The following is a 25,449-nucleotide window of genomic DNA, read 5'->3' as shown; positions in this document are numbered from 1 at the left end:
GGAACGCGCGAACGCGTCTTCCCAGGTTACCGGACCGCCCCGCCGCCGTCGGCGGGAGCAGCACCTCAGGCCGGCTGGTGCGCGGGCGCCCACGCGTCCGGCAGCGCCGCACCGAGCGCGGCCAGCGGGCCGCGGGCCTTCACCGCGACCTCGGCGACCTCGGCGTCGGGGTCGGACAGCCACGTGATGCCGCCCCCGGCACCCACGTACGCACCGCCGGGATGGGTGACGATCGACCGGATCGTCATCGCGAGGTCGGCGCGCCCGTCGTCGCCGACCCAGCCGAAGCACCCCGCATAGATGCCGCGGGGGGCTTGCTCGAGCCCGTGCAACAGAGTCATCGCCGACAGCTTCGGGGCGCCCGTCATGCTGCCGGCGGGAAACGCCGCCTGCAGCAGGTCGACGAAAGTCGTGCCCGGCCGCAATCGCCCCGCGACGGTGCTGACGAGCTGGTGCACCGCCGAGAACGACTCCACCTCCAGCAGCCGCTCCGCGGCGACGGTGCCGGGCAGGCACACCCGCTGCAGGTCGTTGCGCATGAGGTCGACGATCATGACGTTCTCGGCCTGCTCCTTCACGCTCCCCCGCAGTTCCTGCGCCAGTGCGGCGTCGGATGCCGGGGTGGCGCCCCGCGGCCGGGTGCCCTTGATGGGGCGTGTGCGCACGATGCCGTCCGCCACCTCGAGGAACCGCTCCGGGCTCGCGCTGAGCAGCGCGTGCTCCCCGATCCGGATGAACGCGCCGTGATGGGCGGGCAGCTCCGCGCGCAGCCGCAGGTAGGTGTCGGCCGGATCGACGGGGGCGGGCACGGTGAACCGTGTCGTCAGACACAGCTGATAGGCGTCGCCGGCGCGGATGGCGTCACGGCACCGCGCGATGAGGTCGCGGTACTGAGCGGGAGTGTGGCGGGCGGATGCCGCGGCCCGCTCGCCGGCGCCGGCAGCAACGCCCGCAGGGGCCCCGCCCGCAGCGTCGGCGGTCCGCGCGGCGGTGGTCGCGGCGTCCCGCCATGCGGCTGCTTCGGCGACGGCATCGTCGATGTCGGTCTCGGTCGCGATCACCCACGCCGAGCGCGCGGCGTGGTCGAACGCGACGACGCGCTCGACCCGCAGCCACGCCTCCTGCGGGCCGTCATCGGGGTCAGCCGTCGCCGGCGCGCTGGCCTCCGCTGCGCCGGCGTCGTAACCGAGCCAGCCGACGTGACCACCGCGGAACGGACCTCCCACAGCGGCCGCGCCCGCCGCCCCCGCCGCGAGCGCGATCCCCCGCGGGGTGCCCTCACCGGGGCATCCGGTCCCGATCCAGCTCCAGCCCGAATCCGCATCCGGGCCGGCGTCGAGCCAGAACGCGTGCGGCAGCCGCGCCGGACCCGCGGCGAACAGCACGGCAGGATCCGTCCACGGCAACGGGACGGCGACGGAGCGGGGCGGCACTCACTCAGGCTAGACCGCGCACCTAGGCTGGGAGCGTGAACGAGTTCCTGTCATGGCTGCTCGATGCCGTGCAGAGCGTGGACCCCGTGCTGCGCACCGTGCTCGCGGGAGTCGCCATCCTTCTCGAGACGAGCGTGCTGATCGGCTTGGTCGTCCCCGGCGACACCGTCGTGATCGTCGCTGCCACGGCGGTGGGCTCGGTCCCCGAGGCGCTGATCCTCATCCTCGTGGTGATCGTCGGCGCCCTCATCGGCGAGAGCATCGGGTTCTGGCTCGGCCGGTGGCTGGGCCCCCGCATCCGCTTCTCGAAGCTCGGCGCTCGCATCGGCGAGCACAACTGGGCGCGGGCGGAGCTGTACCTGCGCCGGCGCGGCGGGCCGGCCATCTTCCTGTCGCGGTTCCTCCCCGTGCTGCACTCGCTCGTCCCGCTCACGGTGGGAATGAGCGGCTTCGCCTACCGACGCTTCCTCGCGTGGACCGCGCCGGCGTGCACGGTGTGGGCGATCGCGTACGCCAGTGTCGCGGCGGCCGCCGCCGGCACGTATCGCGAGCTGGCCGACCGACTGCATTTCGCGGGGTACCTGTTCGTCGGCGTGATCGTCGTGTTCCTCGTGCTGGCGTACATCGCCAAGCGCATCATCGTGGCCCGCGAGGCCCGCCACATGAGAGCGGATGCCGCGGAGCACAGCGTGACCGGCGGCGAGCACTCCCAGGACGGCATGGGAGACTGAATCGATGCCCGCCGAACCCGCACCCCGCGCGAAGGTCCTCTGGCTCGCTCGTCTCGAATACCGCTTCCACGCCTGGCGCGAGCGCCGCGCGCGGGCCCGCGGTCAACGGGCGACCGTGGCCGGCTACCCCGGCTACGGCGGGGAGGACTGGGTCCGCGTCCTCGGACGGGTGCTCATCGTGCCGCCGGTCCGAACGCGCTCCGGTGGCGAGTACGCCGGCGTGCGGGGCTGGCGCAGCTTCGCCGCGGTGCCCGTGGGCTTCGCGCAGGTCACCGTGATCGTGGACGGCGTCAGCCACGAGGTGGTCGCCGACCGCGGCGGGGTGATCGACACGGTGCTGCCGGCGACGCTCCAGCCCGGCTGGCAGCCGGTGACGATGAGCGTCGAGGGGTCGGAGCCCTTCGAGACGCGCGTCTTCATCGTCGGCTCGGACGTGAGGTTCGGTGTCGTCTCCGATGTCGACGACACCGTCATGGTCACCGCGCTCCCCCGCCCCTTGGTCGCGGCGTGGAACTCGTTCGTGCTCAACGAGCACGCCCGCCAGCCGGTCCCCGGGATGGCGGTGCTGCTCGAGCGGCTCGTGCGCGATCACCCCGGCGCGCCCGTGGTCTACCTCTCCACGGGAGCCTGGAACGTCGCGCCGACGCTGCAGCGCTTCCTCCGGCGGCACCTGTTCCCGCCCGGTGCTCTGCTGCTGACCGACTGGGGCCCCACGCACGATCGGTGGTTCCGCAGCGGTCGCGCGCACAAGGAGGAGAACCTCCGGCGCCTCGCGCGGGAGTTCCCTCACGTGAAGTGGATGCTGATCGGCGACGACGGCCAGCACGACGACGACCTGTACACGTCGTTCACGAGCGAGTTCCCCGACCACGTCACCGCCGTCGCGATCCGGCGGTTGTCGCCGACCGAGGCCGTGCTGGCCGGCGGTCGCACGGCCGTCAACGACCACTCCGCCGCCGGGGTGCCGTGGGTGACGGGCGATGACGGTGCGGGCCTGCTCGACCGACTGAGTGAGATCGGCGTGGTGGACCGCGACGCCGACGGTGTCGGAGGCGGCGCGTAGGCTGGCCGCATGTGCGGACGCTTCGTGGTGGCAAACGCCGGTTCCGAGCTGGTGGGGGTGCTCCGGGTCGACATCGAGGGCGATGATCTGCCGGCCCCGTCGTACAACATCGCGCCGACCGATCGCGTGGCGATCGTGCTCGACTCCGCCAAGACCGAGCCGCCCACGCGCCGGCTCGAGGCGGCCCGATGGGGTCTCGTCCCCGCCTGGGCGAAGGATCCCGGCATCGGGTCGAAGGCCTTCAACGCCCGTGCCGAAGAGGTCGAGGACAAGCCAATGTTCCGGCAGGCGCTCATCAAGCGGCGCGCTGTGGTGCCGGCATCCGGCTACTACGAGTGGAAGACCGAAGACGGTGTCAAGACGCCGTACTACATCCACCCGATCGATGACGGGCCGCTGTTCTTCGCCGGCCTCTACGAGTGGTGGAAGGATCCCGCGAAGAGCGACGACGATCCGACGCGCTGGCTGCTGAGTTTCACGATCCTCACGCGCGACTCGATCGGCGCCCTCGGCTCGGTGCACGACCGCATGCCGCTGTTCATCGACGGCGACTACGCGGATGTCTGGCTCGACCCGACCACCGAGAACGTCGGCGACCTGCTGGACGCGGCGATCGACGCGGCACCCGCACTCGTGGATTCGCTGTCGATGCGGGAGGTCGACCGCGCCGTCGGCAACGTGCGCAACAACGGGCCCGAGCTCATCGAGCCGGTCTCCTGACACGCCGCTGCGGCGGGCGCCTTCCGGCCCCCGCCGCAGCGATCGGTCGATCAGGTGAGCTCGACGGTCGCGCTCTCGTTGTTCAGGACGATGATCGGCGTGACGGCGGAGTGACCGGCGGCGCGGATCTTCGCCGCGTCGAACCGCAGCAGCGGCGTGCCCGCGGTCACGATGTCGCCCGCCTTCACGAGGGTCTCGAACCCGTCGCCCTTCATGTCGACGGTGTCGATGCCGACGTGGATCAGCAGTTCCGTGCCGTCGGCGAGGGCCAGACCGATCGCGTGCCCGGTCGGGAACACGGAGGCGACGGTCGCGTCGGCGGGCGCGACGATCGTGTCGCCGGTGGGATCGATCGCGGTGCCCGGGCCCATCGTGCCCTGCGCGAACATGGGATCGGGGACCTCGGACAGCGGAACGACCGTCCCCGCCACCGGCTGACGGAGGCGGACGATGGCGGGCGTGTCGGTGGCTGCGCGCTCGTGCTGTTCGATGGCGGCGCCTGCGGCGATCGCGGCCCCGCCGACGCCCGGCGCGAGCATCCCGGCTACCGCGCCCGTCTCTGCCGCGCTCGCCCCCCGGAACGCCTCGATCCGCTCGGTGCGGTCGTTGATGATGTCCTCCATGGCATCCTTCACGAACTGCACGTTGAGGCCATAGACCACCTGCACGCTGTGGCCGCCGGGCTTGATCGTGCCCGCCGCGCCGGCGCGCTTGAGGGCGTGCTCGTCGACCTTCGAGGTGTCCGCGATCTCCATGCGCAGGCGCGTCGCGCAGTTGTCGACGTCCATGATGTTGTCCTTGCCGCCGAGCGCGGCGATGAACTTCTCGGCGGTGCCGTGGTAGCCGGTGAGGCTGGTGCCGACATTGTCGGCATCCTGCTCGTCGAGCTCATCACCGCGACCCGGCGTCTTCAGGTTGAAGCGCTTGATCAAGAAGTAGAACGTGCCGAAGTAGATGAAGAACCACCCGACGCCCAGCAGCAGGAGGATCCACGGGTTCTGGGTCATGGGGTTCGTCCACTGCAGGACCATGTCGATGAAGCCGGCCGAGAAGCCGAATCCGAGGCGCGTGGGCAGCATCGCCGCCACCATGACCGAGATTCCGGTGAAGACGGCGTGGATGAGGTACAGCCACGGCGCGACGAACATGAAGGAGAACTCGAGCGGCTCGGTCACGCCGACGAAGAACGAGGCGATCGCCGCGGAGAGCATGATGCCGTAGGTGACCTTCTTGCGCTTGCTGTCGGCGGTCAGGTACATCGCGAGCGCCGCGCCGGGCAGACCGAACATCATGATCGGGAAGAAGCCCGCCATGTACTGTCCGGTGACACCGTAGGTGCCGGTGCCGTTGAGGAAGTTCACGAGGTCGTTGATGCCGGCGACGTCGAACCAGAACACAGAGTTCAGCGCGTGGTGCAGCCCCGTCGGGATGAGGAGGCGATTCATGAAGCCATAGAGCCCGGCGCCGAACGGTCCCATGGTCGAGATCCACTCACCGAACGTGACGAGCGCGCCGTATACGACCGGCCACACGAACATGAGCACGACCGCGGCGACCAGCGAGACCCCGGCGGTGAGGATCGCGACGGAGCGCTTGCCCGAGAAGAACGACAGCGCGTCGGGGAGCTTGGTGTCTTTGAACTTGTTGTAGCACCAGGCGCCGATGAGACCGGCGAGGATGCCGACGAACACGTTCTGCACCTTGCCGAAGGCGGGGTTCACGTCGGCGACGTCGTCAAGGCCGAGCAGGTTCTGCATCGTGGCGGGCGAGAGCAGGGTCGTGATCGTGAGCCATGACACGAGGCCCGCGAGAGCCGACGTGCCATCGGTCTTGTTCGCCATCCCGATCGAGATGCCGACCGCGAACAGCAGGGGCATGTTGTCCAGCAGCGCACCACCGGCCGCGCCCAGGAACGCCGAGACGATGTTGGCGCCACCGGCGGCCGAACTGATCCAGTACGAGATGCCGGAGAGGATCGCCGCGACCGGGAGGACCGCGACCGGCAGCATGATCGATCTGCCGAGTCGTTGGAAGAACTTCATGGGTGAACTCCATCCTGAGGAACGTGCCGTCGTCATCGACGGCCCATAGGCCGACGCTACTACCGAATGTCGGACGCGCCCAGCATTCACTCAGGAATGGCGGATCCGGGCGTCCCCGGCGCATCGCGCGGCGGCAAAAGCAAAAGCCCCCGGGTGTCCGGGGGCTTTCTCGTGGTGGACCTGAGGGGACTCGAACCCCTGACCCCCTGCATGCCATGCAGGTGCGCTACCAGCTGCGCCACAGGCCCATTCTCTGGGTTGTCACCGCTGTCGCGGCAACCCTTCGATGCTACTACATCTCCGGAGAGGCCATGACCAACCGCTACTCCGTCGCGGCCGATGCGGTGCTCTCGATCGGGACGATCGGGCAGTCCTTCCACAGCCGCTCCAGGCCGTAGAACACCCGCTCCTGCTCGTGGAAGACGTGCACGACGAGGTCGCCGAAGTCCAGCAGCACCCAGCGCGATTCTTGACGACCCTCGCGACGCAGGCGCTTCACGCCCTGCTCCAGCATCGCCTCCTCCACGGCATCCGCGATGGCGGCCACGTTGCGCTCGCTCGACCCGGTCGCCAGGAGGAAGACGTCCACGAGCGGCAGAGGCTCGGAGACGTCGAACGCCAGCAGATCCTCGGCGCCCTTGCTCTCCGCGGCGGCGGCCGCGATCTGGACGAGCTCGCGTGTGCGCGCTGCGGCGGTCATCCGATGGCTCCCGTCACGAGCGCGACGATCAAGACGCCGGTCAGCGCGAGCGCGAGGGCACCGGCGGTGATGACGAGGGCGAGCATCAGGCGGCTGCCCTTCTCGGGCGCCGGCGGCTTGATGATGTCTTCCGCGCTCTTGATGGTGCTGATCGCCGAGCTCGCCGCGATGGGAGTCGGCGACGACGATGCGGGCAGCTCGCCGTCGACGAGGACCGCGTCGGTCTCCTTGTTGTCGGCGGCGCCGGGCATGGTCCCCGTCGCCCCGAACGAGTCGGGCAGCGAGAAGGTGCCGGTGATCAGCACCTCACCGGTCGACGCGATCGGCGACGTGAATGAACCGGTCTCCGGCGTCTGCGAGAGGATCAGCGCATTCGGCGCCGACAGTGCGCCCGTCGCCGTGCTCCCCCGGCCCAGCAGCTGGTCGAAGGATGCCGGGAGTTCGAGCTCGACGCCTTCTCCCGACAGCAGGCCGGAGCCGAAGGTGGGGGCGACGACGGGACGCTCGGTCTCGCGGTCGTCTTCACCGTCCGCCTCGTCTTTCGGGCGGAACAGGGCGTGCGCGTCGTCGGCCGGGCTCTCGTCGGAGGCGGGACCGGCGTCAGCATCCGCGTCGGCGTCATCGGCCTCGTCGGCGGCGACATCGTCGACGGCGGACTCCGCAGGAGCATCGAACACGAGCTCGGCATCGACAGTGGGTTCGGCCGCAGATTCGGCGTCGGCCGCGGGCACCTCATCGATGACGACCGGCTCCTCGGCGGCGGGCGCCTCCTCGTCGATCGTCTCCTCGGCGGCGGGTGTCTCCTCGATGACCGGCGCCTCCTCGGCGGCGGGTGCCTCCTCGATGACCGGCGCCTCCTCGATGACCGGCGCCTCCTCGATGACCGGCGCCTCCTCGATGACCGGCGCCTCCTCGATGACCGGCGCGTCGTCGGTGGCGGGCGCGTCGGCGTCCTGCGCCTCGGCGGCATCGTCGGGCGTCTCCGCCGGCCCGTCCGCGTCCGCCGGGGCATCGGCCTCGTCCTCACCGATGACGGGTACGGATGCCGTGCGCAGCCGCTCCTGCTGTCGCTTGGCGCGTCGGGTCAGCGCGGGCGAGCCCAGGTCGACGTCCGCGGCGGCGGCCGGGACCTCGGCGATGATCGGTTCCGCCGCGCGCGGCAGCGGCGCGACAACGGCTGGTGCCGGCTCGGCGGTCTGGCTCTGCTCGATGTCTTCGGGCGTGATGATCGGCGTCGATGCGGTGTTGCGCAACTCACGCAGCTGACGACGCGTCAGCTGCGGAGTGTCGGGCTGGTCGGGTGTGCTCATGCCTCGCTCCGATAAAGGTGGTGCTTCGCAATGTATTGGACGACCCCGTCGGGAACGAGGTACCACACCGGGTGTCCGTTCTTCACGCGGGCGCGGCAGTCGGTGGACGAGATCGCCAGCGCCGGGATCTCGAGCCGGCTGACCACCTCTTCGGGCAGTCCGTCCGTGGACAGGATGTGACCGGGCCGCGACACCGCGACGAAGTGCGCGAGGTCCCACAGCTCGCCGTGGTCACGCCATCCGAGGATCTGTGCGATCGCGTCGGCCCCGGTGATGAAGAACAGCTCCGCGTCGGGACGCGCCGTCTTCAGGTCGCGAAGCGTATCGATCGTGTAGGTCGGGCCGTCGCGGTCGATGTCGACCCGGCTGACCGTGAACTGCGGGTTGGATGCCGTCGCGATCACCGTCATGAGGTAGCGATGCTCCCCCGCGGTGACCTTCTCCTTCTGCCACGGCATGCCCGTGGGGACGAACACGACCTCGTCGAGGTCGAAGGACTGCGCGACTTCGCTCGCGGCGACGAGGTGGCCGTGGTGGATCGGGTCGAAGGTACCGCCCATGACCCCGATCCGCGGGGCGCGCGCCGTTGTCATACCGCGGCCTCAGTGGTGGCCGTGCCCCACCTGCGCCTGGTCGACGGGGTGAGCCTTCGCATAGGCCTCGGCCTTGTGCGCGTGGCGGTTGGCCACGTTGCGGTACGACATGGTGACGAGCCCGATCGCCATGAAGACGATGAACGCGATCAGGCCGAAGATGAAGGTCTCCGCCTGCACGTTGCCGTGGTGCTCGGCCTCCTCCGCTGCGAAGGCGAGGATGGTGGCGAAGGTCATGCGGACTCCGTTCGTTTTCGGGTGGTCTCAGTTTAGGCGGTCAGGCGCGGATCTGCCCGGACCCGCGCGCGAGCCACTTGGTACTGGTCAGCTCCGGCAGGCCCATGGGGCCGCGCGCGTGGAGCTTCTGCGTCGAGATGCCGACCTCGGCGCCGAAGCCGAACTCACCGCCGTCGGTGAACCGTGTCGAGGCGTTGGCCATGACGACGGCCGAGTCGACCTCGGCGAGGAAGCGCTCAGCGCGGGCGTCATCGGCCGTGACGATCGACTCGGTGTGATGCGTGGAGTACCGGCGGATGTGCGCAAGCGCCTCATCGAGGTCGTCGACCACGCGCATCGACAGGTCGAGGCTCATGTGCTCGGTGGCCCAGTCGGCGTCGGTCGCGGGGAGGGCGTCCGCCACGAGCGCCCGCACCTCGTCATCGCCGTGGATCGTGACCCCGGCATCCTGCAGGGCCGCCGCGACCGGCGGGATGAGGCGCTCGGCGGCGTCGCGCAGCACCAGCACCGTCTCGACCGCGTTGCAGACGCTCGGGCGCTGCACCTTCGCGTTCACGACGATCTGCTCGGCCCACTCGAGCGGCGCGGAGGAGTCGAGCACGATGTGGACCACGCCGGCGCCGGTTTCGATGACGGGGACGGCCGATTGCGTGACGACCGTCTCGATGAGCTCGGCGCTGCCGCGGGGCACGAGCACGTCGACGAGGCCGCGCGCCTGCATGAGCGCGTGCGCGCCGTCGCGACCGAAGTCGTCGACGGTCTGGATCGCTTCGGGGTCCACTCCGAACTCCGCGAGCGCATCGCGCATGACGTCGACCAGGGCGGCGTTGGTGGACTGCGCCGCCGTGCCACCGCGCAGCACCACGGCGTTGCCCGAGCGCAGCGCCAGCGCAGCGATGTCGACGGTCACGTTGGGGCGGGCCTCGTAGATCGAGCCGACCACGCCGAACGGCACCGATACCTTCTGCAGCGCGACGCCGTTCGGGAGCGTGCGCTCCTCGAGCACGCGCCCGACCGGATCGGGCAGGGCGGCGACGTCGCGCACCGCCGACGCGAGAGCCGCGACGCGTGCCGCGTCGAGCCGCAGGCGATCGAGGAGCCCGTCCGACAGGCCGTTCTCGCGGCCGCGGGCGAGATCGTCGGCGTTGGCGGCGACGATCTGCGGCGTCGCGGCCTCGATCGCATCGGCGATGGCGCGCAGAGCGTCGGCCTTCGCGGCATCCGGCAGCAGCCCCACTCCGCGAGCGGCGTCGTGCGCCCGCTCCAGGCGCTCCTGCACGGTCGTGGCGATCGTCGTGGTCATCCGGTCAGTCTACCGAGCGGGGTGCGCTCGCCCGGTTGCAGCGCTCAGGCGCCGGTGCGGACGGGAGCCGTGGCGGACGACGGCGTCACGGCGGGATTCGGCGCGAACCAGGTGCCGATCGACGCCCCCGAGAGGGCCTCGTCGACGAGGTCGGCGCTCGTGACGAGCACGCCGATGCCGGATGCCGCCGCGAGCCGCGCGGCAGAGGCTTTCGTCGCCGCTCCCCCGGTGCCGACGCTGTTGACGACGGTCGCGCCGAACTCGAACCCGCTGAGGTCGTCGTCGTGCGCGACGGTGTCGATCGGCCGGGCACCGGGCTCGGACGGCGGCCGGGTGTACAGCGCCTCGATGTCGCTGAGCAGCACGAGCGCGTCCGCGCCGATGAGCTCGGCGACCATGGCCGCCAGGCGGTCGTTGTCGCCGAAGCGGATCTCGTGGGTGGCGACGGTGTCGTTCTCATTGACGATGGGGAGGATGCGCAGGCCCAGCAGGCGCTCCATCGCCCGGCGGGCGTTGGAGCGGTGGGTGGCGTTCTCCAAGTCGCCGGCGGTCAACAGCACCTGGCCGGCGACGATCTGGAAGGGGCGCAGCGCGTCCTGGTAGCGGTAGATCAGCACGTTCTGCCCGACCGCGGCGGCCGCCTGCTGCGTCGCGAGGTCGACGGGTCGCTCATCCAGCGACAGGTACGGCATGCCGGTCGCGATGGCGCCGGACGAGACCAGCACCACCTCGGTGCCGCGCGCGTGGGCGGCGGCGAGCCCGTCGACGATCGTGGCGATCTTGTGGGCGTTCTCGCCGCTGATCGACGACGAGCCGACCTTCACGACGATGCGTCGCGCTCCCGCCAGCTCCGCCCGTTCCCTCACGCTCACGTCTCCTCGTCGTCCTCCAGCTCGTAGCCGGCGCCGCCGGCGCCCAGGCGCTCCGCCTCGAGCTCGGCACGCGCTTCGGCCTTGGCGTCCATGCGCTCGTGATAGCGCTCACGGCGCTGCGACGTCGTGCGCCGCGGGTTGAGGTCCAGGCGCGGGTCGGTGCCACGCGGCGCGGTCATGAGTTCCGCCGCCGAGGAAAGCGAGGGGTGCCAGTCGAAGACGATGCCGTCGCCGGGACCGATGACCACAGTGGAGCCGGCCACGGCACCGGCGCGGTACAGCTCGTCTTCCACGCCCAGTTTCTCGAGCCGGTCGGCGAGGAAGCCGACGGCTTCCTCGTTCTGGAAGTCGGTCTGCTGCACCCAGCGCACCGGCTTGTCGCCCAGGATGCGGTAGACGTTGCCGTACGTGCCGCCCTCGACGCGGATCTCGAAGTCGCGCTCGGCACCCCGCGGCCGGATGACGACCCGCTCCGGGGCCGGCGCCGCGGCCTGCTCAGCGCGGTGCCTGGCCACGATGTCGCCGAGCGCGAACGTCAGCGGGCGCAGGCCCTCGTGGCTGACGGTGGAGATCTCGAACACGCGGTAGCCGCGGTCCTCGAGGTCGCCGCGCACGAGGTCGGCGAGGTCCTTCGCCTCCGGCACGTCCACCTTGTTCAGCGCGACGAGTTGCGGGCGCTCCAGCAGCGGGACCTGCCCCTCGGGGACGGGGTAGTTCGCGAGCTCTTCGCGGATCACCTCGAGGTCGCTCAGCGGGTCGCGACCCGGCTCGAGCGTCGCGCAGTCCAGCACGTGCACGAGCGCGGTGCAGCGCTCGACGTGACGGAGGAACTCCAGACCGAGACCCTTGCCTTCGCTGGCGCCCTCGATGAGACCCGGCACATCGGCGACGGTGAAGCGCGTCTCCCCCGCCTGCACGACCCCGAGGTTGGGGTGCAGCGTCGTGAACGGGTAGTCCGCGATCTTCGGCCGTGCCGCGGAGATCGCCGCGATGAGGCTGGACTTGCCCGCGGAGGGGAAGCCGACGAGAGCGACGTCGGCGACGGTCTTCAGCTCGAGCTGGACATCGCCCTCCCAGCCGGGCGTGCCGAGCAGCGCGAACCCGGGGGCCTTGCGCTTGGGGTTGGCCAACGCGGCGTTGCCGAGCCCGCCTTGGCCGCCGGGGGCGACGACGAAGCGCGTCCCCGGGACGATGAGGTCCGCGAGGGGCTCCCCCTCGGCATCCTTCACGACCGTGCCCACCGGCACGGGCAGCTCGAGACTCTCACCGGCCGCGCCGGAGCGGTTGTCGCCCATGCCGAAACCGCCGTTGCCGGCGGCGCGGTGCGGCGAATGATGGTACGACAGCAACGTCGTCACCTGCGGGTCGGCGACGAGAACGATGTCGCCCCCGTGCCCGCCGTTGCCCCCGTCGGGGCCGGCCAGCGGCTTGAACTTCTCGCGGCGCACCGAGACGCACCCGTTGCCGCCCTTGCCGGCGCGCAGATGCAGCGTCACCCGGTCGACGAAGGTCACCATGTCGGTCTCCTGACGAGAAAACAGCAAGGGGCGAGCCGAAGCCCGCCCCTCACTTCACTGTGAACCTCACGGTTCCTGAACGTGCCGAAGGATCACTCCGCGGCAGCGACGATGTTGACGACCTTGCGGCCGCCCTTGGTGCCGAACTCAACCGCGCCCGCGGCGAGGGCGAACAGCGTGTCGTCGCCGCCCCGGCCGACGCCGGTGCCCGGGTGGAAGTGCGTGCCGCGCTGGCGGACGAGGATCTCGCCGGCGTTGACGGTCTGGCCGCCGAAACGCTTCACGCCCAGTCGCTGGGCGTTGGAGTCACGACCGTTGCGGGTGGAGCTTGCGCCCTTTTTGTGTGCCATGTCTGTGTCTCCCCTGGCTTACTTGATGCCGGTGATCTTGACGCGCGTGAGGTCCTGACGGTGGCCCTGGCGCTTCTTGTAGCCGGTCTTGTTCTTGAACTTCTGGATGACGATCTTCGGACCGCGCTCCTCGCCGAGCACCTCGGCGGTGACGGTCACCTTCGCGAGCTTGTCGGCGTCGGTCGTGACGGTGTCGCCGTCGACGAACAGCACGGCGGGAAGCTCGAGCTTGTCGCCGACCTTCGCCTGCTGACGGTCGAGAACGACGATCGTGCCGACCTCCACCTTCTCCTGCCGGCCGCCGGCGCGCACAACTGCGTAAACCACTTCACACCTGTTTTTCTTCTGCGGAGCACACGGCTCCGGCTGTCTTCATGGGACGAGCACGCCCCGAAAGTCCGTGCTTCACTCTCGATGCGGAGGCGGAACTCGACGCACCAAGGGTCCACTTTACCGGATGCCGCGGTGATGGGCAAAAGCGGGCGAGGGCGTGTCGCGGCGCGACCTAGACTTCCGTCATGGCCATCCTGATCGACGATCCGCGATGGCCGGCACACGGCCGGTTGTGGGCGCACCTGGTCAGCGACACCGATCTGGCCGAACTGCACGCGTTCGCGCGCGCCGGCGGCATCCCGTCTCGCGCGTTCGACCTCGATCACTACGACGTTCCGGAGGACGCCGTGCCGCGCCTCATCGTCGCCGGCGCCCAGCACGTGAGCGGGCGCGAGCTCGTCACCCGCCTCATCGCGTCGGGGCTGCGGGTGACGGCGCGGGAGCGCCGCGGACTCTAGGAGTCCGCGCCCTCCGGCGTCGCGGCGACCGGCGTTCCGCTGAGCGCGGCCGTCGTGACGCGTCGCCGGCCCCTCCCCTGCCCGGGCGCCTTCGGCTCGGGCAGCGCGTTGAGCACGGAATCGAGCAGGAGGTCCTTCTCGGTGCGCTCGGCGGGCTTGCCGCCCTCACCGCGCTTCTTGCGGGGCTTCTTGGGGCGCTCCGCGGTCGGCTCCGCCGCGGGAGCGACCGCGAGGTCGCCGAGCGGCAGCGTGACGTCAGCGGTGGGCTCCTCGTGGGAGTGGATGGTCGACGCCGCGATCTGCGCGAGCGCGGACTTGGCGCTCTCGGTGATCACGTGCGTGCCGCCGCCCGCACCGGCCGGGGCGGAGGGTCCGTTCTGCCGGGTGCGACGCCCGCCGGAGGACTGCTGCTGCGGGCCGCGGTGCTTGACCACCGGGTCGTGGTGCACGATGACGCCGCGACCGGCGCACACCTCGCACGGCTCGCTGAAGGTCTCCAGGAGCCCCAGGCCGAGCTTCTTGCGCGTCATCTGGACGAGGCCGAGCGAGGTGACCTCGGCGACCTGGTGCTTCGTCCGGTCACGGCTCAGGCACTCGACGAGACGTCGCAGCACGAGGTCGCGGTTGGACTCCAGCACCATGTCGATGAAGTCGACGACGATGATGCCGCCGATGTCGCGCAGTCGCAGCTGGCGGACGATCTCCTCGGCCGCCTCGAGGTTGTTCTTGGTGACGGTCTCCTCGAGGTTGCCGCCGGAGCCGACGAACTTGCCGGTGTTGACGTCGACGACCGTCATCGCCTCGGTGCGGTCGATGACGAGCGAACCGCCCGAGGGCAGCCAGACCTTGCGGTCCAGCGCCTTCTCGATCTGCTCGGTGACGCGGAAACGGTCGAATGGATCCTGATCGTCCTCGTACTTCTCGATGCGCTCGAGCAGGTCGGGGGCGACGCCGGTCAGGTACGACGTGATGGTCTGGTACGCCTCTTCGCCCTGGATGAGCATCTTCGAGAAGTCCTCGTTGAAGACGTCGCGGACGATCTTGACGAGCAGGTCGGGCTCGGAGTGCAGCAGCGCGGGGGCCGGGATCGACTCGACTTGGCTGGAGATGTGCTCCCACTGCGACGTCAGGCGCTGCACGTCACGGGTCAGCTGGTCTTCGGTCGCGCCCTCGGCCGCGGTGCGCACGATGACGCCACTGGACTCCGGGAGCACCTCCTTGAGGATGCGCTTCAGGCGCGCGCGCTCGGTGTCGGGGAGCTTGCGGGAGATGCCGTTCATGGCGCCGCCGGGCACGTACACAAGGTAGCGGCCGGGGAGCGAGATCTGGCTCGTGAGGCGCGCGCCCTTGTGGCCGACGGGGTCCTTCGTCACCTGCACGAGCACGCGGTCGCCGCTCTTGAGTGCGAGCTCGATGCGCCGCGGCTGGTTGCCGGTCTCGACGGCATCCCAGTCCACTTCGCCCGAGTACAGCACGGCGTTGCGGCCCCGGCCGATGTCGACGAACGCCGCCTCCATCGACGGCAGCACGTTCTGCACGCGACCGAGGTAGACGTTGCCGATGAGCGAGGACTCCTGGCTGCGGGCGACGTAGTGCTCGACGAGGACGTTGTCCTCGAGCACCGCGATCTGGATGCGGCCGTTCTTGGAGCGGACGATCATGTCGCGGTCGACGGCCTCGCGACGGGCGAGGAACTCGGCCTCGGTGACGACGGTGCGCCGGCGTCCGGCCTCACGGCCGTCGCGGCGGCGCTGCTTCTTGGCCTCCAGGCGCGTGGAGCCCTTGATGCGCTGCGGCTCGGTGATGAGCTCGACGGCGCGGCGGCGCGGTGCGCTCTGACCGCCCGTCGTGTCGTCGGCGTCGGATGCCGGTGACCCGCCGCCGCGGCGACGGTTGCGCCGCCGGGCGCTCGAACCGCCCTGCGAGCCCTGACCGGACGCGTCGTCCTGGTCGTCGCGGTCCTCACGCGCCGACCCCGGGCGCGCCGGCAGCGGCACGATCTCGGGCGCGTAGAACACCAGCTGCGTGGACACGCTGGAGACGAACTCCGCCGGCAGGAGCCCGAGGCTCACGGCGGTGGGCGGCTCGGGCGTGGTCGGCTCGGGGGCTGCGGGCGCCTGTGCCCCGGTCTCGGCCGTCTCGGCCACGGGTGACTCGGGGGCGGGCGCCTCGGGGGCGGCCGCCTCGGCCGCCGTGTCCTCGGCGGCGGGCGTCTCGGCCGCCGTGTCGTCGGCGGCGGGCGCATCCGCGTCGGGCTTCACGGCCGCGGGCACCTCGGAGGCGGCGGTGTCGGCATCCGTCACCTCGACCACGGCGAGCACCTCGGCGGTGTCGAGGCGGGACGGGTCTGCGGCGGCATCCGCGACGGCGTCGGTCTCTGCGATGTCGGCGGAGATCTCGATCTGCACGTCGTCGATGGTCTCGACGGTGGGCTCGTCGGTGGTCTCGGGCGTCAGCGCCAGCTCTTCGTGGGCGGGAGTGGTCTGGTCGTTGTGCTCATCGGCCATCTCTGGCTTACTCCTAGCCGGCGGCTCCGCGGGCCGTCTGGCGAAATCTGGCGGCGTCACCCAGGTGCTGGGGAACCGCGAACTCACTCGGTCTGCAGCCTCACCCGCTCCCTGGCGGGGCTCGTGCTGCGAAGGGCGTTCATCGCCCGAAGTCTTCGGCGATGCCGTGCGCGGCGCGGCCGCGGAGCATCGGCGACTATTATCGCACTTTCACCCGCGGAATGCGCGAAGCCCCACGGCCGGGTCGCCCGGCCGCCTCCGGAGGCCGCCCGAGGGCACAGGCGGCACAGGCGCGGATGGGATAATCGCGCTCATGTCCCCGCGCACGATCAACGCCCGCCCCGTCGCCCTCGCTGTGTGGCTGGTGATCGCGGGGGTCATCGGCTGGATCGCGGCGTTCGCCCTCACCGTGGAGAAGTTCCACGCCTATGCGAACCCGGGTACGGCCGCGTCGTGCGACTTCAGCATCATCGTGCAGTGCACGGAGAATCTGAACTCGCCCCAGGGCAGCGTGTTCGGTTTCCCGAACCCGATCCTCGGTCTCACCGGCTGGGTGGCGCCGATCGTGGTCGGCATGGCGATCTTGGCCGGAGCGCGGTTCGCCCGCTGGTTCTGGTGGGCGTTCTTCGCGGGGATCACGTTCGCGTTCGGTTTCGTACTGTGGCTCATCAGTCAGAGCATCTACGTGCTCGGCACGCTGTGCCCGTGGTGCATGGTGACCTGGCTCGTCACGATCCCGACGTTCTACGCCGTTGCCGTGCACCTCGTCCGCTCGGGCGTCGTGTCCGACGCGCCGCGCGTCCGTGCGGCCGGTGCCGCGCTCGCGCCCTGGGTGCCGCTCATGGCGTTCGTCACCTACGCCGTCGTGCTGCTGCTCGCGCAGCTGCGCCTCGACGCGATCCCCCAGCTCATCGACGTCATCTTCTGACGCGCCCGGCATCTTCTGACGCCCGGTGCGCGCACGTGGCGCGCGCTGAGGATCAGAACCAGATGTCCAGCTCGCGCGCCGCGGACTCGGGGCTGTCGCTGCCGTGGACGAGGTTCTGCTGCACCTTCACTCCCCAGTCACGGCCGAAGTCGCCGCGGATCGTGCCGGGCGCGGCCGTCGTGGGGTCGGTCGTCCCGGCGAGCGACCGGAAACCTTCGATCACGCGGTTGCCGGCGAGGCGGATGGCCACCGACGGTCCGGAGAGCATGAACTCCAGCAGCGGCTCGTAGAAGGGCTTGCCGGCGTGCTCGGCGTAGTGCTGCTCGAGCAGGTCGCGGTCGGGCTCGACGAGCTTGATGTCGACCAAGGCGTAGCCCTTCGCCTCGATGCGCGCCAGGATCGCGCCGGTGAGGCCGCGCGCCACACCGTCGGGCTTGACCAGGACGAGAGTCTCTTCGGTGGGCATGTCAGTCTCCGTTCGTTGCGGGCGGTGAGGTCGTCTGAGCGCGCTGCGCGTTGCGGCGGTCCAAGGCGCCGCCCTTGATCGTCGCATACGCGTACATCGCGCCGAAAATGAGCCCCACGAGGGCGAGGGCGGGTACGAGGAAGGCGCCGAGGACCACGACGAGCTGCCACGCCCAGCCGAGGGCGATTCCCCACCGGTACCGGACGAGGCCGGTCGTGGCGATCATGAGGAGCGCCAGGATCGAGCCGGCGACGATGCCCCACCACTGCGGCACGGCATCGGGGAGCGCGCCCAGGCCGTACGCGGCGAGGCCGCCCAAGAAGACGATGACCGACTCGAAGCCGAGGACGATCTGCGCGAGCGACTCCTCCGCACCGCGCGCCCGTCGCGCCCTCCCGGGCGCCGGCGTGCCCGACGGATCCGGTGCGCTCATCGCTGCCACCCGCTCTTCCAATCCTCTTCCGCCGCGAGCTGCACGGCCTCACCGGCGAGGACGACGCTCCCGGCGATGACCACGGCACGGCGATCGGATGCCGCGGCCCACTCCCGCGCCGCCTCCGCGGCGTCAGCGAGGTCTCGGTGCACCGTGACGGGGATGCCGGCCGCCTCGACGAGGTCGGCGACACGGTCGGGGTCGGCGGCACGGTCGGAGTCCGGCGCGGTGACGAAGACCTGGGTCGCCGCCGGCGCCAGCGTCGACACGATGCCGGCGGTGTCCTTGTCGCCGAAGGCGCCGAACACGATTCCCCATTCATCGAAGTCGAACGAGTCACCCAGCGCCGCCACGAGAGCGCGCGCGCCGTGCGGATTGTGGGCGCTGTCGACGAGCACGGTCGGCGCGACGCCGACGAGCTGCAGGCGGCCGGGCGAGGTCACCTGGGCGAGCCCCTCGGTGAGGACGTCGCCGGTCAGCGGCTGGGTGCCCCCGCCGATGAGGGATTCGACCGCGGCGATGGCGAGAGCGGCGTTGTGGCCTTGATGTGCGCCGTACAGCGGCAGGTAAAGGTCTTCGTACGTGCCCGCGAGCCCCTGCACACTCAGCTGCTGCCCGCCGACGGCGAGGCGCTGCGCGGTGAGCCCGAAGCCCTCGCCCTCGACCGCGAGGCTCGCGTGGCGGGCCGCGGCGGCCGTCTCCAGCACGCGCAGGGCCGCGGCATCCTGCTGCGCGGAGACGACGGCGGCACCGTCCTTGATGATCCCGGACTTCACGGTCGCGATCTCGGCGATCGTGCCGCCGAGCTTGTCGGCGTGGTCGATGTCGATCGGCGCGAACACCGCGACGTCGCCGTCGGCGGTGTTCGTGGAGTCCCACGCACCGCCCATGCCCACCTCGATGACCGCGACATCCACCGGAGCGTCGGCGAACGCGACGAAGGCGAGCACGGTGAGCAGCTCGAAGAAGGTCAGCGGCGCGTCGCCCTTCGCGGCGAGCTCGGCGTCGACGAGGTCGACGAACGGCGCGATCTCCTCCCAGGCGTCGGCGATCAGACCGTCGTCGATGGGCTCGCCGTCGATCATGACCCGCTCCGTGAAGCGCTCCAGGTGCGGGCTCGTGAACAGGCCCGTGCGCAGGCCGTGGGCACGCACGATCGACTCGATGATGCGGCTCGTCGAGGTCTTGCCGTTCGTGCCGGTGACGTGGATGACCCGGTAGGTGCGCTGCGGGTCGTCCAGCAGCTCCAGCACCCGACGGGCGCGCTCGACCCGCGGCTGCACCCACTGCTCGCCCTGCCGTGTCAGCAGCGCGGCGTAGACGGCATCGGCGCGATTGCGGTCGCTCATGAGGTCCTCCCGACGCGGGTCACCGCGATGGTCACTTCTCCGACGTTGGCGTAGGCGCCGGCAGCGACGGATGCCGTGTACTCGGCGTCGATCGTCTCGGCGCCCGCCAGGACCGACCCTTCGCCGACCAGCACCGTGCGCTCGGGGGCGACGACGGCGTACTCGACCGCGAGGGTCTCCCCCGCGACGTCGGCGGCGGTGAACGCCGAGGCGACGGCCGCGGCATCCTGCGCATCGGCGAACAGCAGCTGCAGGCGGATGCGGTCGCTGACATCGAACCCGGCCGCGCGCCGCGTCTCCTGCACGGCGCGGATGACGTCGCGCGCGAGGCCCTCGGCCTCGAGTTCGGGTGTGGTCGTGGTGTCCAGCAGGACGAAGCCGCCGCCGGACAGCAGCGAGATCGCGGTGCCCTCCGCGACGCCGCCCGCCTCGAGCGTCAGCTCGTACTCCGACGGCTCGAGCGCGACGCCGTCGACGATCACGACGCCGTCCACGACCGACCACACGCCCGCTTTGGCGCCCGCGATGACGTGCTGCACCTGCTTGCCCAGCCGCGGCCCGGCCGCGCGGGCGTTGACCGCGAGGCGCTGGCTGATGCCGTACTGCTCGGCAAGCCCCTCCGTCAGCTCGATGACCTGCACCGACTTGACGTTGAGCTCGTCGCGCACGATGTCCTCGAACTGCGAGAGCGCGGCGGCGTCGGTCACGGCGACGGTGAGCGCCGGCAGCGGCAGGCGCACGCGCTTGCCCTCCTTCTTGCGGAGGGCGTTCGCGACACTCGAGACCTCGCGGACGGTGTCCATCGCGGCGCGGATATCGGCCGCCGCGGGGAACGCGTCGGCATCCGGCCAGTCCTCCAGGTGCACGCTGCGCCCGCCGGTCAGGCCCTGCCAGACGCGCTCGGTGACCAGCGGCAGCAGCGGCGCAGCGACGCGCGTGAGCGTCTCGAGCACCGTGTACAGGGTGTCGAAGGCCTCGGTGGTGCTCTCGTCGCCGGGGACGACGCCGACCCAGAACCGATCGCGGGAGCGGCGGATGTACCAGTTGGTCAGAGCCTCGGCGAAGTCGCGGAGCTTCGCGGCGGCGGTCGTCGAGTCGAGCACCTCGAGCTCGGCGGCGACGTCACGGACGAGGTCGCCCGTCAGAGCGAGGATGTAGCGGTCGAGGACGTTCGTCGAATCGGTGCGCCAGCGCGCGGTGTAGCCGGTGCCGGGCGCGGCCGCGTCGCCGGCGGACGCCGCGTTCGCATAGGTGGCGAAGAAGTACCACGCGTTCCACAGCGGCAGCAGGAACTCCCGCACGCCCGCGCGGATGCCCTCCTCCGTCACGATGAGGTTGCCGCCGCGGAGCACCGACGACGCCATGAGGAACCAGCGCATCGCGTCGGAGCCGTCGCGGTCGAACACCTCGCTCACGTCGGGATAGTTCCGCAGCGATTTGCTCATCTTCTGGCCGTCGCTGCCGAGCACGATGCCGTGGCAGGCGACCCCGGTGAAGGCGGGACGGTCGAACAGCGCACCGGAGAGGACGTGCATGACGTAGAACCAGCCGCGGGTCTGACCGATGTACTCGACGATGAAGTCCGCCGGCGCGTGCTCGTCGAACCACTCCCGGTTCTCGAACGGGTAGTGCACCTGCGCGTACGGCATCGACCCGGAGTCGAACCAGACGTCGAAGACGTCCTCGATGCGACGCATGGTGGACCGTCCCGACGGGTCGTCGGGGTTCGGCCGTGTCAGTTCATCGATGTACGGACGGTGCAGGTCGACCTCGCCGGACTCGTTGCGCGGCAGGCGCCCGAAGTCGCGTTCGAGGTCGGCCAGCGAGCCGTAGACATCGATGCGCGGGTGCTCCGGATCGTCGCTGCGCCACACCGGGATCGGCGACCCCCAGAACCGGTTGCGGCTGATCGACCAGTCGCGCGCACCTTCCAGCCACTTGCCGAACTGGCCGTGCTTGACGTTCTCGGGCGCCCAGGTGATCTGCTCGTTCAGCTCGACGAGGCGGTCCTTGATCGCCGTCACCCGCACGAACCAGCTCGAGACGGCCTTGTAGATGAGGGGGTTCCGGCAGCGCCAGCAGTGCGGGTAGGAGTGCTCGTAGGAGGCCTCGCGCAACAGGCGCCCCTCGGCCTTGAGCAGTCGGATGAGCGGGCGGTTGGCGTCCATCCACAGCTGACCGGCGACGTCGGTGACCTGCGGCAGGAACTTTCCGCCGTCGTCGAGGCTCATGATGAGGGGGATGCCGGCGGCCTCGGTCACGCGCTGGTCGTCCTCACCGTAGGCCGGGGCCTGATGGACGATGCCGGTGCCGTCGGTCGTCGTGACGTAGTCATCGACGAGGATGCGCCACGCGCGACCGGTGCCCCACACCTCGGCATCCGCGTAGTAGTCGAAGAGCCGGTCGTACTGCACGTCGGCCAGCTCGGCGCCCGAGATCGTGCGCTCGACGGCGTCAGCGGCGTCGGCGGGGTTCTCGTAGCCGAGGTCCTTCGCGTAGCCGGCGAGCAGCTCGGCGGCGAGCAGGTACCGGTGGGCGGTGGCCTCCTCGGCATCCTGCAGAACATCCGCCGCGCCACGGGGACCGCCCGGGACGACGACGTAGGTGATGTCGGGACCCACCGCGAGGGCGAGGTTCGTCGGAAGCGTCCAGGGGGTCGTCGTCCAGGCGAGCGCACGCACGCCGGTGAGCCCGAGGGCCTCGGCCTTCGCGCCGACGAGGGGGAAGGTGACGGTGACCGACGGATCCTGGCGCATCTTGTAGACGTCGTCGTCCATGCGCAGCTCGTGGTTGGACAGCGGGGTCTCGTCGCGCCAGCAGTACGGCAGGACGCGGTAGCCCTCGTAGGCGAGCCCCTTGTCCCACAGCTCCTTGAACGCCCAGAGGACCGACTCCATGAAGCCGACATCGAGGGTCTTGTACCCGCGCTCGAAGTCGACCCAGCGGGCCTGGCGGGTGACGTAGTCCTGCCACTGCTGGGTGTACTCGAGCACCGACTCCCGGGCTTTGGCGTTGAACGCCGCGAGCCCCATCGCCTCGATCTCGCTCTTCTCGGTGATGCCCAGCTGCTTCATGGCCTCGAGCTCCGCGGGCAGGCCGTGGGTGTCCCAGCCGAACACGCGGTCGACTTTCTTGCCGCGCATGGTCTGGAACCGCGGGAAGAGGTCCTTCGCGTAGCCGGTGAGCAGATGCCCGTAGTGCGGCAGGCCGTTGGCGAAGGGCGGGCCGTCGTAGAAGACCCATTCCTCGGCGCCCTCGCGCTGGGCGATCGACGCGCGGAAGGTGTCGTCGCGGGCCCAGAAGTCGAGCACGTCGCGCTCGATGTCGGGGAACCGCGGGCTCGGCACGAGTGCGGCGTCGGCGGCAGCCCCGAAGGAGCTTATCGAAGGGCGGGGATAGGTCATGTCACTCCAGCAGGTGCTCGTGCGTCTTGCAGCGCTTCCTGCGAGGACGATCGCCGTGCGACCGCGGTACCACCCCGCTTGCCGTCGGTCGGAGACCTCGGGCCACTCACTCTGCGGCTGTGACGGGCCTGCCCCGCGCGGTTCTAGTGAGCGCCGCCCCGTGCGTGCCGGGGTCGTGCTGTTCTTCCGCGAGCTCCCCGGTGATGGCCGGATCGATGCCGATGCGTCCATCATACGCGGGCCTACGCTGAAGCACATGGATCGCCGCACCACCGCCCCCACGCCGCCGCGCGATCACACGCCCGACCTCCCGCCGCGCCTGGAGGAGCACACCGGTCTCGTGCCGCGCGCCGACGTCGTCGAGGCGCAGGTCACGCTGGACGCCGGTGACACGGATGCCGCACACGGACGCATCGCCGAGTCGCGGCTGGCCGCGGCATCCGTCGGCCGGCTCGACCTCACGGGGGCCACACTGACCGACGTCGTGGTGACAGATCTGCGCGCGGTGGAACTCGTCGCCCGCGACGGCACGTGGCGCAATGTCGTCGTCGAGGGCGGCCGGCTCGGGAGCCTCGACGCGTTGCGTGCCGAGTGGGACGGCGTGACCCTTCGCGGCGTGCGCATCGACTACCTCTCGCTGCCGTCCGCGTCACTCGGCGACGTCCGCTTCGTGGGGTGCGAGATCGGAACCCTCGACGTGCCCGAGGCGCGGCTGACGCGGGTGCGGTTCGACGACGCGCGTGCCGACGAGGTCGACACGCGGGGGCTCCGGTCGACGGATGTCGACCTCACCGGGCTGGAGGCGCTGTCCTTCACCGATCCGCGGGGTCTCGCGGGTGCGTGGCTGTCTCCGCGGCAGAGCGAGCTGCACGCGGCGTCGTTCGCGCACGCCCTCGGCATCCGGATCGCCCCGTGACGATCGCGACCGCGCGGCTCGATCTGCGTGAGATGAGCGAGGCCGACATGCCTGCCCTGGCGGCGATTCTCACCGATCCCGTCGCCATGGTCGCCTACGAGGGCGCGTTCAGCGCGGGTGAGGTCGAGGAGTGGCTGCATCGGCAGCGCGAGCGATACGCGCGCGATGGCTTCGGGCTGTGGGCGGTGGTGCTGCGCGCGAGCGGCGAGATGATCGGCCAGTGCGGCATCACGCTGCAGCGCATCGACGACGACGAGGTGACCGAGGTCGGGTACCTGTTCCAGCGTGCGCACTGGCACCGGGGCTATGCGCTCGAGGCCGCCGCCGCGTGCCGCGACTGGGCGTTCGGCGCGCTGCCGCTCGACGACCTGTACGCCAAGGTGCGCTCGACCAACGTGGCCTCCATGAACGTCGCCATCCGACTCGGCATGACCGTCCGCCGCACCTTCACGACGCACTACCGCGGCGTCGACATGCCGCACCTCGCGTTCGCAGTGTCCCGCGCTGCATGGGAGCGCCGCGCGCCGGAGCGGACGGCATAGGCATCTGCGCCGGCCGGGGCGGATTCCGAGGAGAAAGTCGGGTTCCGAGGAGCGGATGCCGGGGTTCGCTCCTCGGCATCCGCCATCTCCGCGGCATCCGCCGCCGGAACGGGCGTGAAGGGCCCGGGCTGGCGCAGTGGGTCAGCGGGTCAGCGGGCGAGGTGAAGGCCCTGCGCGATCGCGCGCTGCACGAGCGCCTGCACCTCGTGCCAGCGGTGCACGACCTGGTCGTAGCCGACCCGGATGACGTGATAGCCGAGGAGCATGAGCTGCGCGTCGTGGCGGATGTCGCTGTCGCGCTGTGCACCCACGTGGGTGCCGCCGTCGATCTGCAGGACGAGTCGGTCGCCGATGAGAAAGTCGACCCGGTGCCCCGCCAGCCACACCTGCGGTGTGATCGGCACCCGCAACCACGCCAGTCGGGGCGGGATGAACGACTCGAGCCCCGAGCCGGAGTACGGCGATGCCTGCTCCAGGATCTCCTGCGCGCGACCGCGGAAGGGCAGGCGCCGCAACTCCGGCAGGGTGACCAGGCGCTTGTCGAGCGCCGACTCCCAGACCGCGAGCGCCTCCTCGTACGGGAGACATCCGGCGACGAGGGCGAGCACGTTCTCGATGGCGTCTTCCAACGCGTCAGGATGCCGCGGCACGATCGGCTGCGCCCAGTGCACGACCGCCTTCGGCTCGCCCGTCGCCGCGTCGGTGCCGATGTGGACAGTGCTCGAGCACGGCGGCGCGGCCACGTGCGGCCGGTCCGGCGCGTCCAGCACCCACAGGCCCATCCGTTGGGCGCGTGTCACGCACGAGATGACCACCCCCGCGCGTGTGGCCGACAGCAGCAGCGGATCGGCGCCGGGGAGCGCCACCCAGCCCTTCCGTGGCCGCACCAGCTCCCGGGCATCGACGGCGCGCCGCACGGCCCGCTCGCTCCAGCCGTCATGACGCAGGGTGCGCAGGCGCACGATCCCGCCCGCGCGCCGCACCGATTCCGCAACTGTCATGCGTGCCAGCCTGGGACTCGGGGCGCCGCCGTAGGGCGCCGGCCCCGGCATCCGTGGACAATTCGGCACGAAGGCGTCCTGTGGAGGAGGCGATGGTCGGCGCGGATTCCGAGGAGAAAACCCGATACCGAGGAGCGGATGCCGGCGTCTGCTCCTCGGCATCCGCCATCTCCGCGGCATCCGCGCTGCGCCGCATCCGACTCGGGCAGCGCCCCCGGGTGCCTGCGGCGGCGCTCCCCGG

24 protein-coding genes and 1 tRNA gene are annotated in these 25,449 nt (G+C 70.8%); 7 read left to right on the top strand and 18 right to left on the bottom strand.

What is annotated here, in order from left to right; all coding sequences use genetic code 11:
* Window positions 1-65: 65 nt before the first annotated feature.
* A complete protein-coding gene (gene pabB / locus JOD60_RS11500; protein WP_076690737.1) occupies window positions 66-1,433 on the bottom strand; it encodes an aminodeoxychorismate synthase component I in 1,368 nt (455 codons plus the stop codon).
* Between the two features lie 35 nt (window positions 1,434-1,468).
* Here pabB and JOD60_RS11495 point away from each other — a divergent pair, with 35 nt between their 5' ends.
* Genes JOD60_RS11495 through JOD60_RS11485 form a run of 3 tightly spaced genes read left to right on the top strand, consistent with a single transcriptional unit; the run spans window position 1,469 to window position 3,947 of the window.
* Window positions 1,469-2,164: a DedA family protein gene (locus tag JOD60_RS11495; protein WP_076690736.1), complete on the top strand. Its 696-nt coding sequence runs from the start codon at window positions 1,469-1,471 to the stop codon at window positions 2,162-2,164.
* Window positions 2,165-2,168: 4 nt separating this feature from the next.
* Window positions 2,169-3,227, top strand: a complete 1,059-nt coding sequence (locus tag JOD60_RS11490) for an App1 family protein phosphatidate phosphatase (RefSeq protein ID WP_076690735.1) — start codon at window positions 2,169-2,171, stop codon at window positions 3,225-3,227.
* Between the two features lie 9 nt (window positions 3,228-3,236).
* The gene (locus JOD60_RS11485; protein WP_076690734.1) at window positions 3,237-3,947 is read left to right on the top strand and encodes an SOS response-associated peptidase; all 711 of its coding nucleotides are present in this window, start codon (window positions 3,237-3,239) and stop codon (window positions 3,945-3,947) included.
* A gap of 50 nt (window positions 3,948-3,997) precedes the next feature.
* On the opposite strand, the gene nagE is transcribed toward JOD60_RS11485, so the two are convergent.
* The 11 genes from nagE to rplU all read right to left on the bottom strand — a co-directional run bounded on the left by nagE (window position 3,998) and on the right by rplU (window position 13,198).
* On the bottom strand, window positions 3,998-5,989 hold the full coding sequence (gene nagE / locus JOD60_RS11480; RefSeq protein WP_076690733.1) for an N-acetylglucosamine-specific PTS transporter subunit IIBC: 1,992 nt from the start codon (window positions 5,987-5,989) through the stop codon (window positions 3,998-4,000).
* 172 nt (window positions 5,990-6,161) lie between these two features.
* Window positions 6,162-6,237: transfer RNA gene (locus JOD60_RS11475), tRNA-Ala, on the bottom strand.
* A 74-nt stretch (window positions 6,238-6,311) separates the two neighbouring features.
* Window positions 6,312-6,689, bottom strand: coding sequence for a ribosome silencing factor (rsfS, locus tag JOD60_RS11470; RefSeq protein ID WP_076690732.1), 378 nt, complete (start codon window positions 6,687-6,689; stop codon window positions 6,312-6,314).
* Window positions 6,686-7,999, bottom strand: a complete 1,314-nt coding sequence (locus JOD60_RS11465) for a ribonuclease E domain-containing protein (protein ID WP_076690731.1) — start codon at window positions 7,997-7,999, stop codon at window positions 6,686-6,688. Before JOD60_RS11465 ends, rsfS begins: the two co-directional genes overlap by 4 nt.
* On the bottom strand, window positions 7,996-8,592 hold the full coding sequence (gene nadD / locus JOD60_RS11460) for a nicotinate-nucleotide adenylyltransferase (RefSeq protein WP_076690730.1): 597 nt from the start codon (window positions 8,590-8,592) through the stop codon (window positions 7,996-7,998). Before nadD ends, JOD60_RS11465 begins: the two co-directional genes overlap by 4 nt.
* 9 nt (window positions 8,593-8,601) lie before the next feature.
* Window positions 8,602-8,829 (bottom strand): hypothetical protein, encoded by a 228-nt coding sequence (locus tag JOD60_RS11455; RefSeq protein ID WP_076690729.1) that lies wholly within the window; start codon window positions 8,827-8,829, stop codon window positions 8,602-8,604.
* Window positions 8,830-8,869: 40 nt separating this feature from the next.
* A complete protein-coding gene (locus tag JOD60_RS11450) occupies window positions 8,870-10,132 on the bottom strand; it encodes a glutamate-5-semialdehyde dehydrogenase (RefSeq protein ID WP_076690728.1) in 1,263 nt (420 codons plus the stop codon).
* A 44-nt stretch (window positions 10,133-10,176) separates the two neighbouring features.
* A complete protein-coding gene (gene proB, locus JOD60_RS11445; protein ID WP_076690727.1) occupies window positions 10,177-11,004 on the bottom strand; it encodes a glutamate 5-kinase in 828 nt (275 codons plus the stop codon).
* Window positions 11,001-12,521 carry a GTPase ObgE gene (gene obgE, locus JOD60_RS11440; protein WP_076690726.1) on the bottom strand — a complete coding sequence of 507 codons (1,521 nt, stop codon included), beginning with the start codon at window positions 12,519-12,521 and terminating at the stop codon, window positions 11,001-11,003. The genes proB and obgE overlap by 4 nt, the downstream gene beginning before the upstream one ends.
* 92 nt (window positions 12,522-12,613) lie before the next feature.
* Window positions 12,614-12,871: a 50S ribosomal protein L27 gene (rpmA, locus tag JOD60_RS11435; RefSeq protein WP_076690725.1), complete on the bottom strand. Its 258-nt coding sequence runs from the start codon at window positions 12,869-12,871 to the stop codon at window positions 12,614-12,616.
* 18 nt (window positions 12,872-12,889) lie between these two features.
* Window positions 12,890-13,198 carry a 50S ribosomal protein L21 gene (rplU, locus tag JOD60_RS11430; protein ID WP_076690724.1) on the bottom strand — a complete coding sequence of 103 codons (309 nt, stop codon included), beginning with the start codon at window positions 13,196-13,198 and terminating at the stop codon, window positions 12,890-12,892.
* 191 nt (window positions 13,199-13,389) lie between these two features.
* On the opposite strand from rplU, the gene JOD60_RS11425 reads away from it, so the two are divergent.
* The gene (locus JOD60_RS11425; RefSeq protein WP_076690723.1) at window positions 13,390-13,662 is read left to right on the top strand and encodes a DUF4031 domain-containing protein; all 273 of its coding nucleotides are present in this window, start codon (window positions 13,390-13,392) and stop codon (window positions 13,660-13,662) included.
* Here JOD60_RS11425 and JOD60_RS11420 read toward each other — a convergent pair.
* Window positions 13,659-16,169, bottom strand: a complete 2,511-nt coding sequence (locus JOD60_RS11420) for an Rne/Rng family ribonuclease (RefSeq protein WP_232321602.1) — start codon at window positions 16,167-16,169, stop codon at window positions 13,659-13,661. The two genes, JOD60_RS11425 and JOD60_RS11420, sit on opposite strands and share 4 nt — an antisense overlap.
* A gap of 313 nt (window positions 16,170-16,482) precedes the next feature.
* On the opposite strand from JOD60_RS11420, the gene JOD60_RS11415 reads away from it, so the two are divergent.
* Window positions 16,483-17,097: a vitamin K epoxide reductase family protein gene (locus JOD60_RS11415; protein WP_076690722.1), complete on the top strand. Its 615-nt coding sequence runs from the start codon at window positions 16,483-16,485 to the stop codon at window positions 17,095-17,097.
* Window positions 17,098-17,149: 52 nt separating this feature from the next.
* Here JOD60_RS11415 and ndk read toward each other — a convergent pair whose 3' ends face one another.
* From ndk to ileS, 4 genes are read right to left on the bottom strand one after another with little or no spacing between them, the layout of a single operon-like run.
* On the bottom strand, window positions 17,150-17,563 hold the full coding sequence (gene ndk, locus JOD60_RS11410; protein WP_076690721.1) for a nucleoside-diphosphate kinase: 414 nt from the start codon (window positions 17,561-17,563) through the stop codon (window positions 17,150-17,152).
* 1 nt (window position 17,564) lies between these two features.
* Window positions 17,565-17,996 (bottom strand): DUF4233 domain-containing protein, encoded by a 432-nt coding sequence (locus tag JOD60_RS11405; RefSeq protein WP_076690720.1) that lies wholly within the window; start codon window positions 17,994-17,996, stop codon window positions 17,565-17,567.
* The gene (locus JOD60_RS11400; RefSeq protein WP_076690719.1) at window positions 17,993-19,345 is read right to left on the bottom strand and encodes a bifunctional folylpolyglutamate synthase/dihydrofolate synthase; all 1,353 of its coding nucleotides are present in this window, start codon (window positions 19,343-19,345) and stop codon (window positions 17,993-17,995) included. The genes JOD60_RS11405 and JOD60_RS11400 overlap by 4 nt, the downstream gene beginning before the upstream one ends.
* Window positions 19,342-22,749, bottom strand: a complete 3,408-nt coding sequence (ileS, locus tag JOD60_RS11395; protein WP_076690718.1) for an isoleucine--tRNA ligase — start codon at window positions 22,747-22,749, stop codon at window positions 19,342-19,344. The genes JOD60_RS11400 and ileS overlap by 4 nt, the downstream gene beginning before the upstream one ends.
* A 256-nt stretch (window positions 22,750-23,005) precedes the next feature.
* On the opposite strand from ileS, the gene JOD60_RS11390 reads away from it, so the two are divergent.
* Both JOD60_RS11390 and JOD60_RS11385 read left to right on the top strand, forming a co-directional pair.
* Window positions 23,006-23,665, top strand: coding sequence for a pentapeptide repeat-containing protein (locus JOD60_RS11390; protein WP_076692192.1), 660 nt, complete (start codon window positions 23,006-23,008; stop codon window positions 23,663-23,665).
* Window positions 23,662-24,207: a GNAT family N-acetyltransferase gene (locus JOD60_RS11385; protein ID WP_076690717.1), complete on the top strand. Its 546-nt coding sequence runs from the start codon at window positions 23,662-23,664 to the stop codon at window positions 24,205-24,207. The genes JOD60_RS11390 and JOD60_RS11385 overlap by 4 nt, the downstream gene beginning before the upstream one ends.
* 149 nt (window positions 24,208-24,356) lie before the next feature.
* On the opposite strand, the gene JOD60_RS11380 is transcribed toward JOD60_RS11385, so the two are convergent.
* Entirely contained in the window at window positions 24,357-25,208 is an 852-nt protein-coding gene (locus tag JOD60_RS11380; protein ID WP_076690716.1) for a type IV toxin-antitoxin system AbiEi family antitoxin domain-containing protein, read from the bottom strand.
* Between the last annotated feature and the right edge of the window lie 241 nt (window positions 25,209-25,449).

The sequence above is a fragment of the Microbacterium aurum genome (genome assembly GCF_016907815.1).
Taxonomy (GTDB): domain Bacteria; phylum Actinomycetota; class Actinomycetes; order Actinomycetales; family Microbacteriaceae; genus Microbacterium; species Microbacterium aurum.
This window is presented reverse-complemented; position numbering and strand designations above follow the sequence as displayed.

Coding starts and splice junctions, on each gene's coding strand:
- JOD60_RS11465 (WP_076690731.1), bottom strand. CDS start 7,999: ATGAGCACACCCGACCAGCCCGACACTCCGCAGCTGACGCGTCGTCAG.
- JOD60_RS11485 (WP_076690734.1), top strand. CDS start 3,237: ATGTGCGGACGCTTCGTGGTGGCAAACGCCGGTTCCGAGCTGGTGGGG.
- JOD60_RS11380 (WP_076690716.1), bottom strand. CDS start 25,208: ATGACAGTTGCGGAATCGGTGCGGCGCGCGGGCGGGATCGTGCGCCTG.
- JOD60_RS11400 (WP_076690719.1), bottom strand. CDS start 19,345: ATGAGCGACCGCAATCGCGCCGATGCCGTCTACGCCGCGCTGCTGACA.
- JOD60_RS11405 (WP_076690720.1), bottom strand. CDS start 17,996: ATGAGCGCACCGGATCCGTCGGGCACGCCGGCGCCCGGGAGGGCGCGA.
- JOD60_RS11450 (WP_076690728.1), bottom strand. CDS start 10,132: ATGACCACGACGATCGCCACGACCGTGCAGGAGCGCCTGGAGCGGGCG.
- rpmA (WP_076690725.1), bottom strand. CDS start 12,871: ATGGCACACAAAAAGGGCGCAAGCTCCACCCGCAACGGTCGTGACTCC.
- obgE (WP_076690726.1), bottom strand. CDS start 12,521: ATGGTGACCTTCGTCGACCGGGTGACGCTGCATCTGCGCGCCGGCAAG.
- rsfS (WP_076690732.1), bottom strand. CDS start 6,689: ATGACCGCCGCAGCGCGCACACGCGAGCTCGTCCAGATCGCGGCCGCC.
- ndk (WP_076690721.1), bottom strand. CDS start 17,563: ATGCCCACCGAAGAGACTCTCGTCCTGGTCAAGCCCGACGGTGTGGCG.
- nadD (WP_076690730.1), bottom strand. CDS start 8,592: ATGACAACGGCGCGCGCCCCGCGGATCGGGGTCATGGGCGGTACCTTC.
- nagE (WP_076690733.1), bottom strand. CDS start 5,989: ATGAAGTTCTTCCAACGACTCGGCAGATCGATCATGCTGCCGGTCGCG.
- JOD60_RS11490 (WP_076690735.1), top strand. CDS start 2,169: ATGCCCGCCGAACCCGCACCCCGCGCGAAGGTCCTCTGGCTCGCTCGT.
- JOD60_RS11425 (WP_076690723.1), top strand. CDS start 13,390: ATGGCCATCCTGATCGACGATCCGCGATGGCCGGCACACGGCCGGTTG.
- ileS (WP_076690718.1), bottom strand. CDS start 22,749: ATGACCTATCCCCGCCCTTCGATAAGCTCCTTCGGGGCTGCCGCCGAC.
- JOD60_RS11420 (WP_232321602.1), bottom strand. CDS start 16,169: ATGGCCGATGAGCACAACGACCAGACCACTCCCGCCCACGAAGAGCTG.
- JOD60_RS11415 (WP_076690722.1), top strand. CDS start 16,483: ATGTCCCCGCGCACGATCAACGCCCGCCCCGTCGCCCTCGCTGTGTGG.
- JOD60_RS11455 (WP_076690729.1), bottom strand. CDS start 8,829: ATGACCTTCGCCACCATCCTCGCCTTCGCAGCGGAGGAGGCCGAGCAC.
- JOD60_RS11390 (WP_076692192.1), top strand. CDS start 23,006: ATGGATCGCCGCACCACCGCCCCCACGCCGCCGCGCGATCACACGCCC.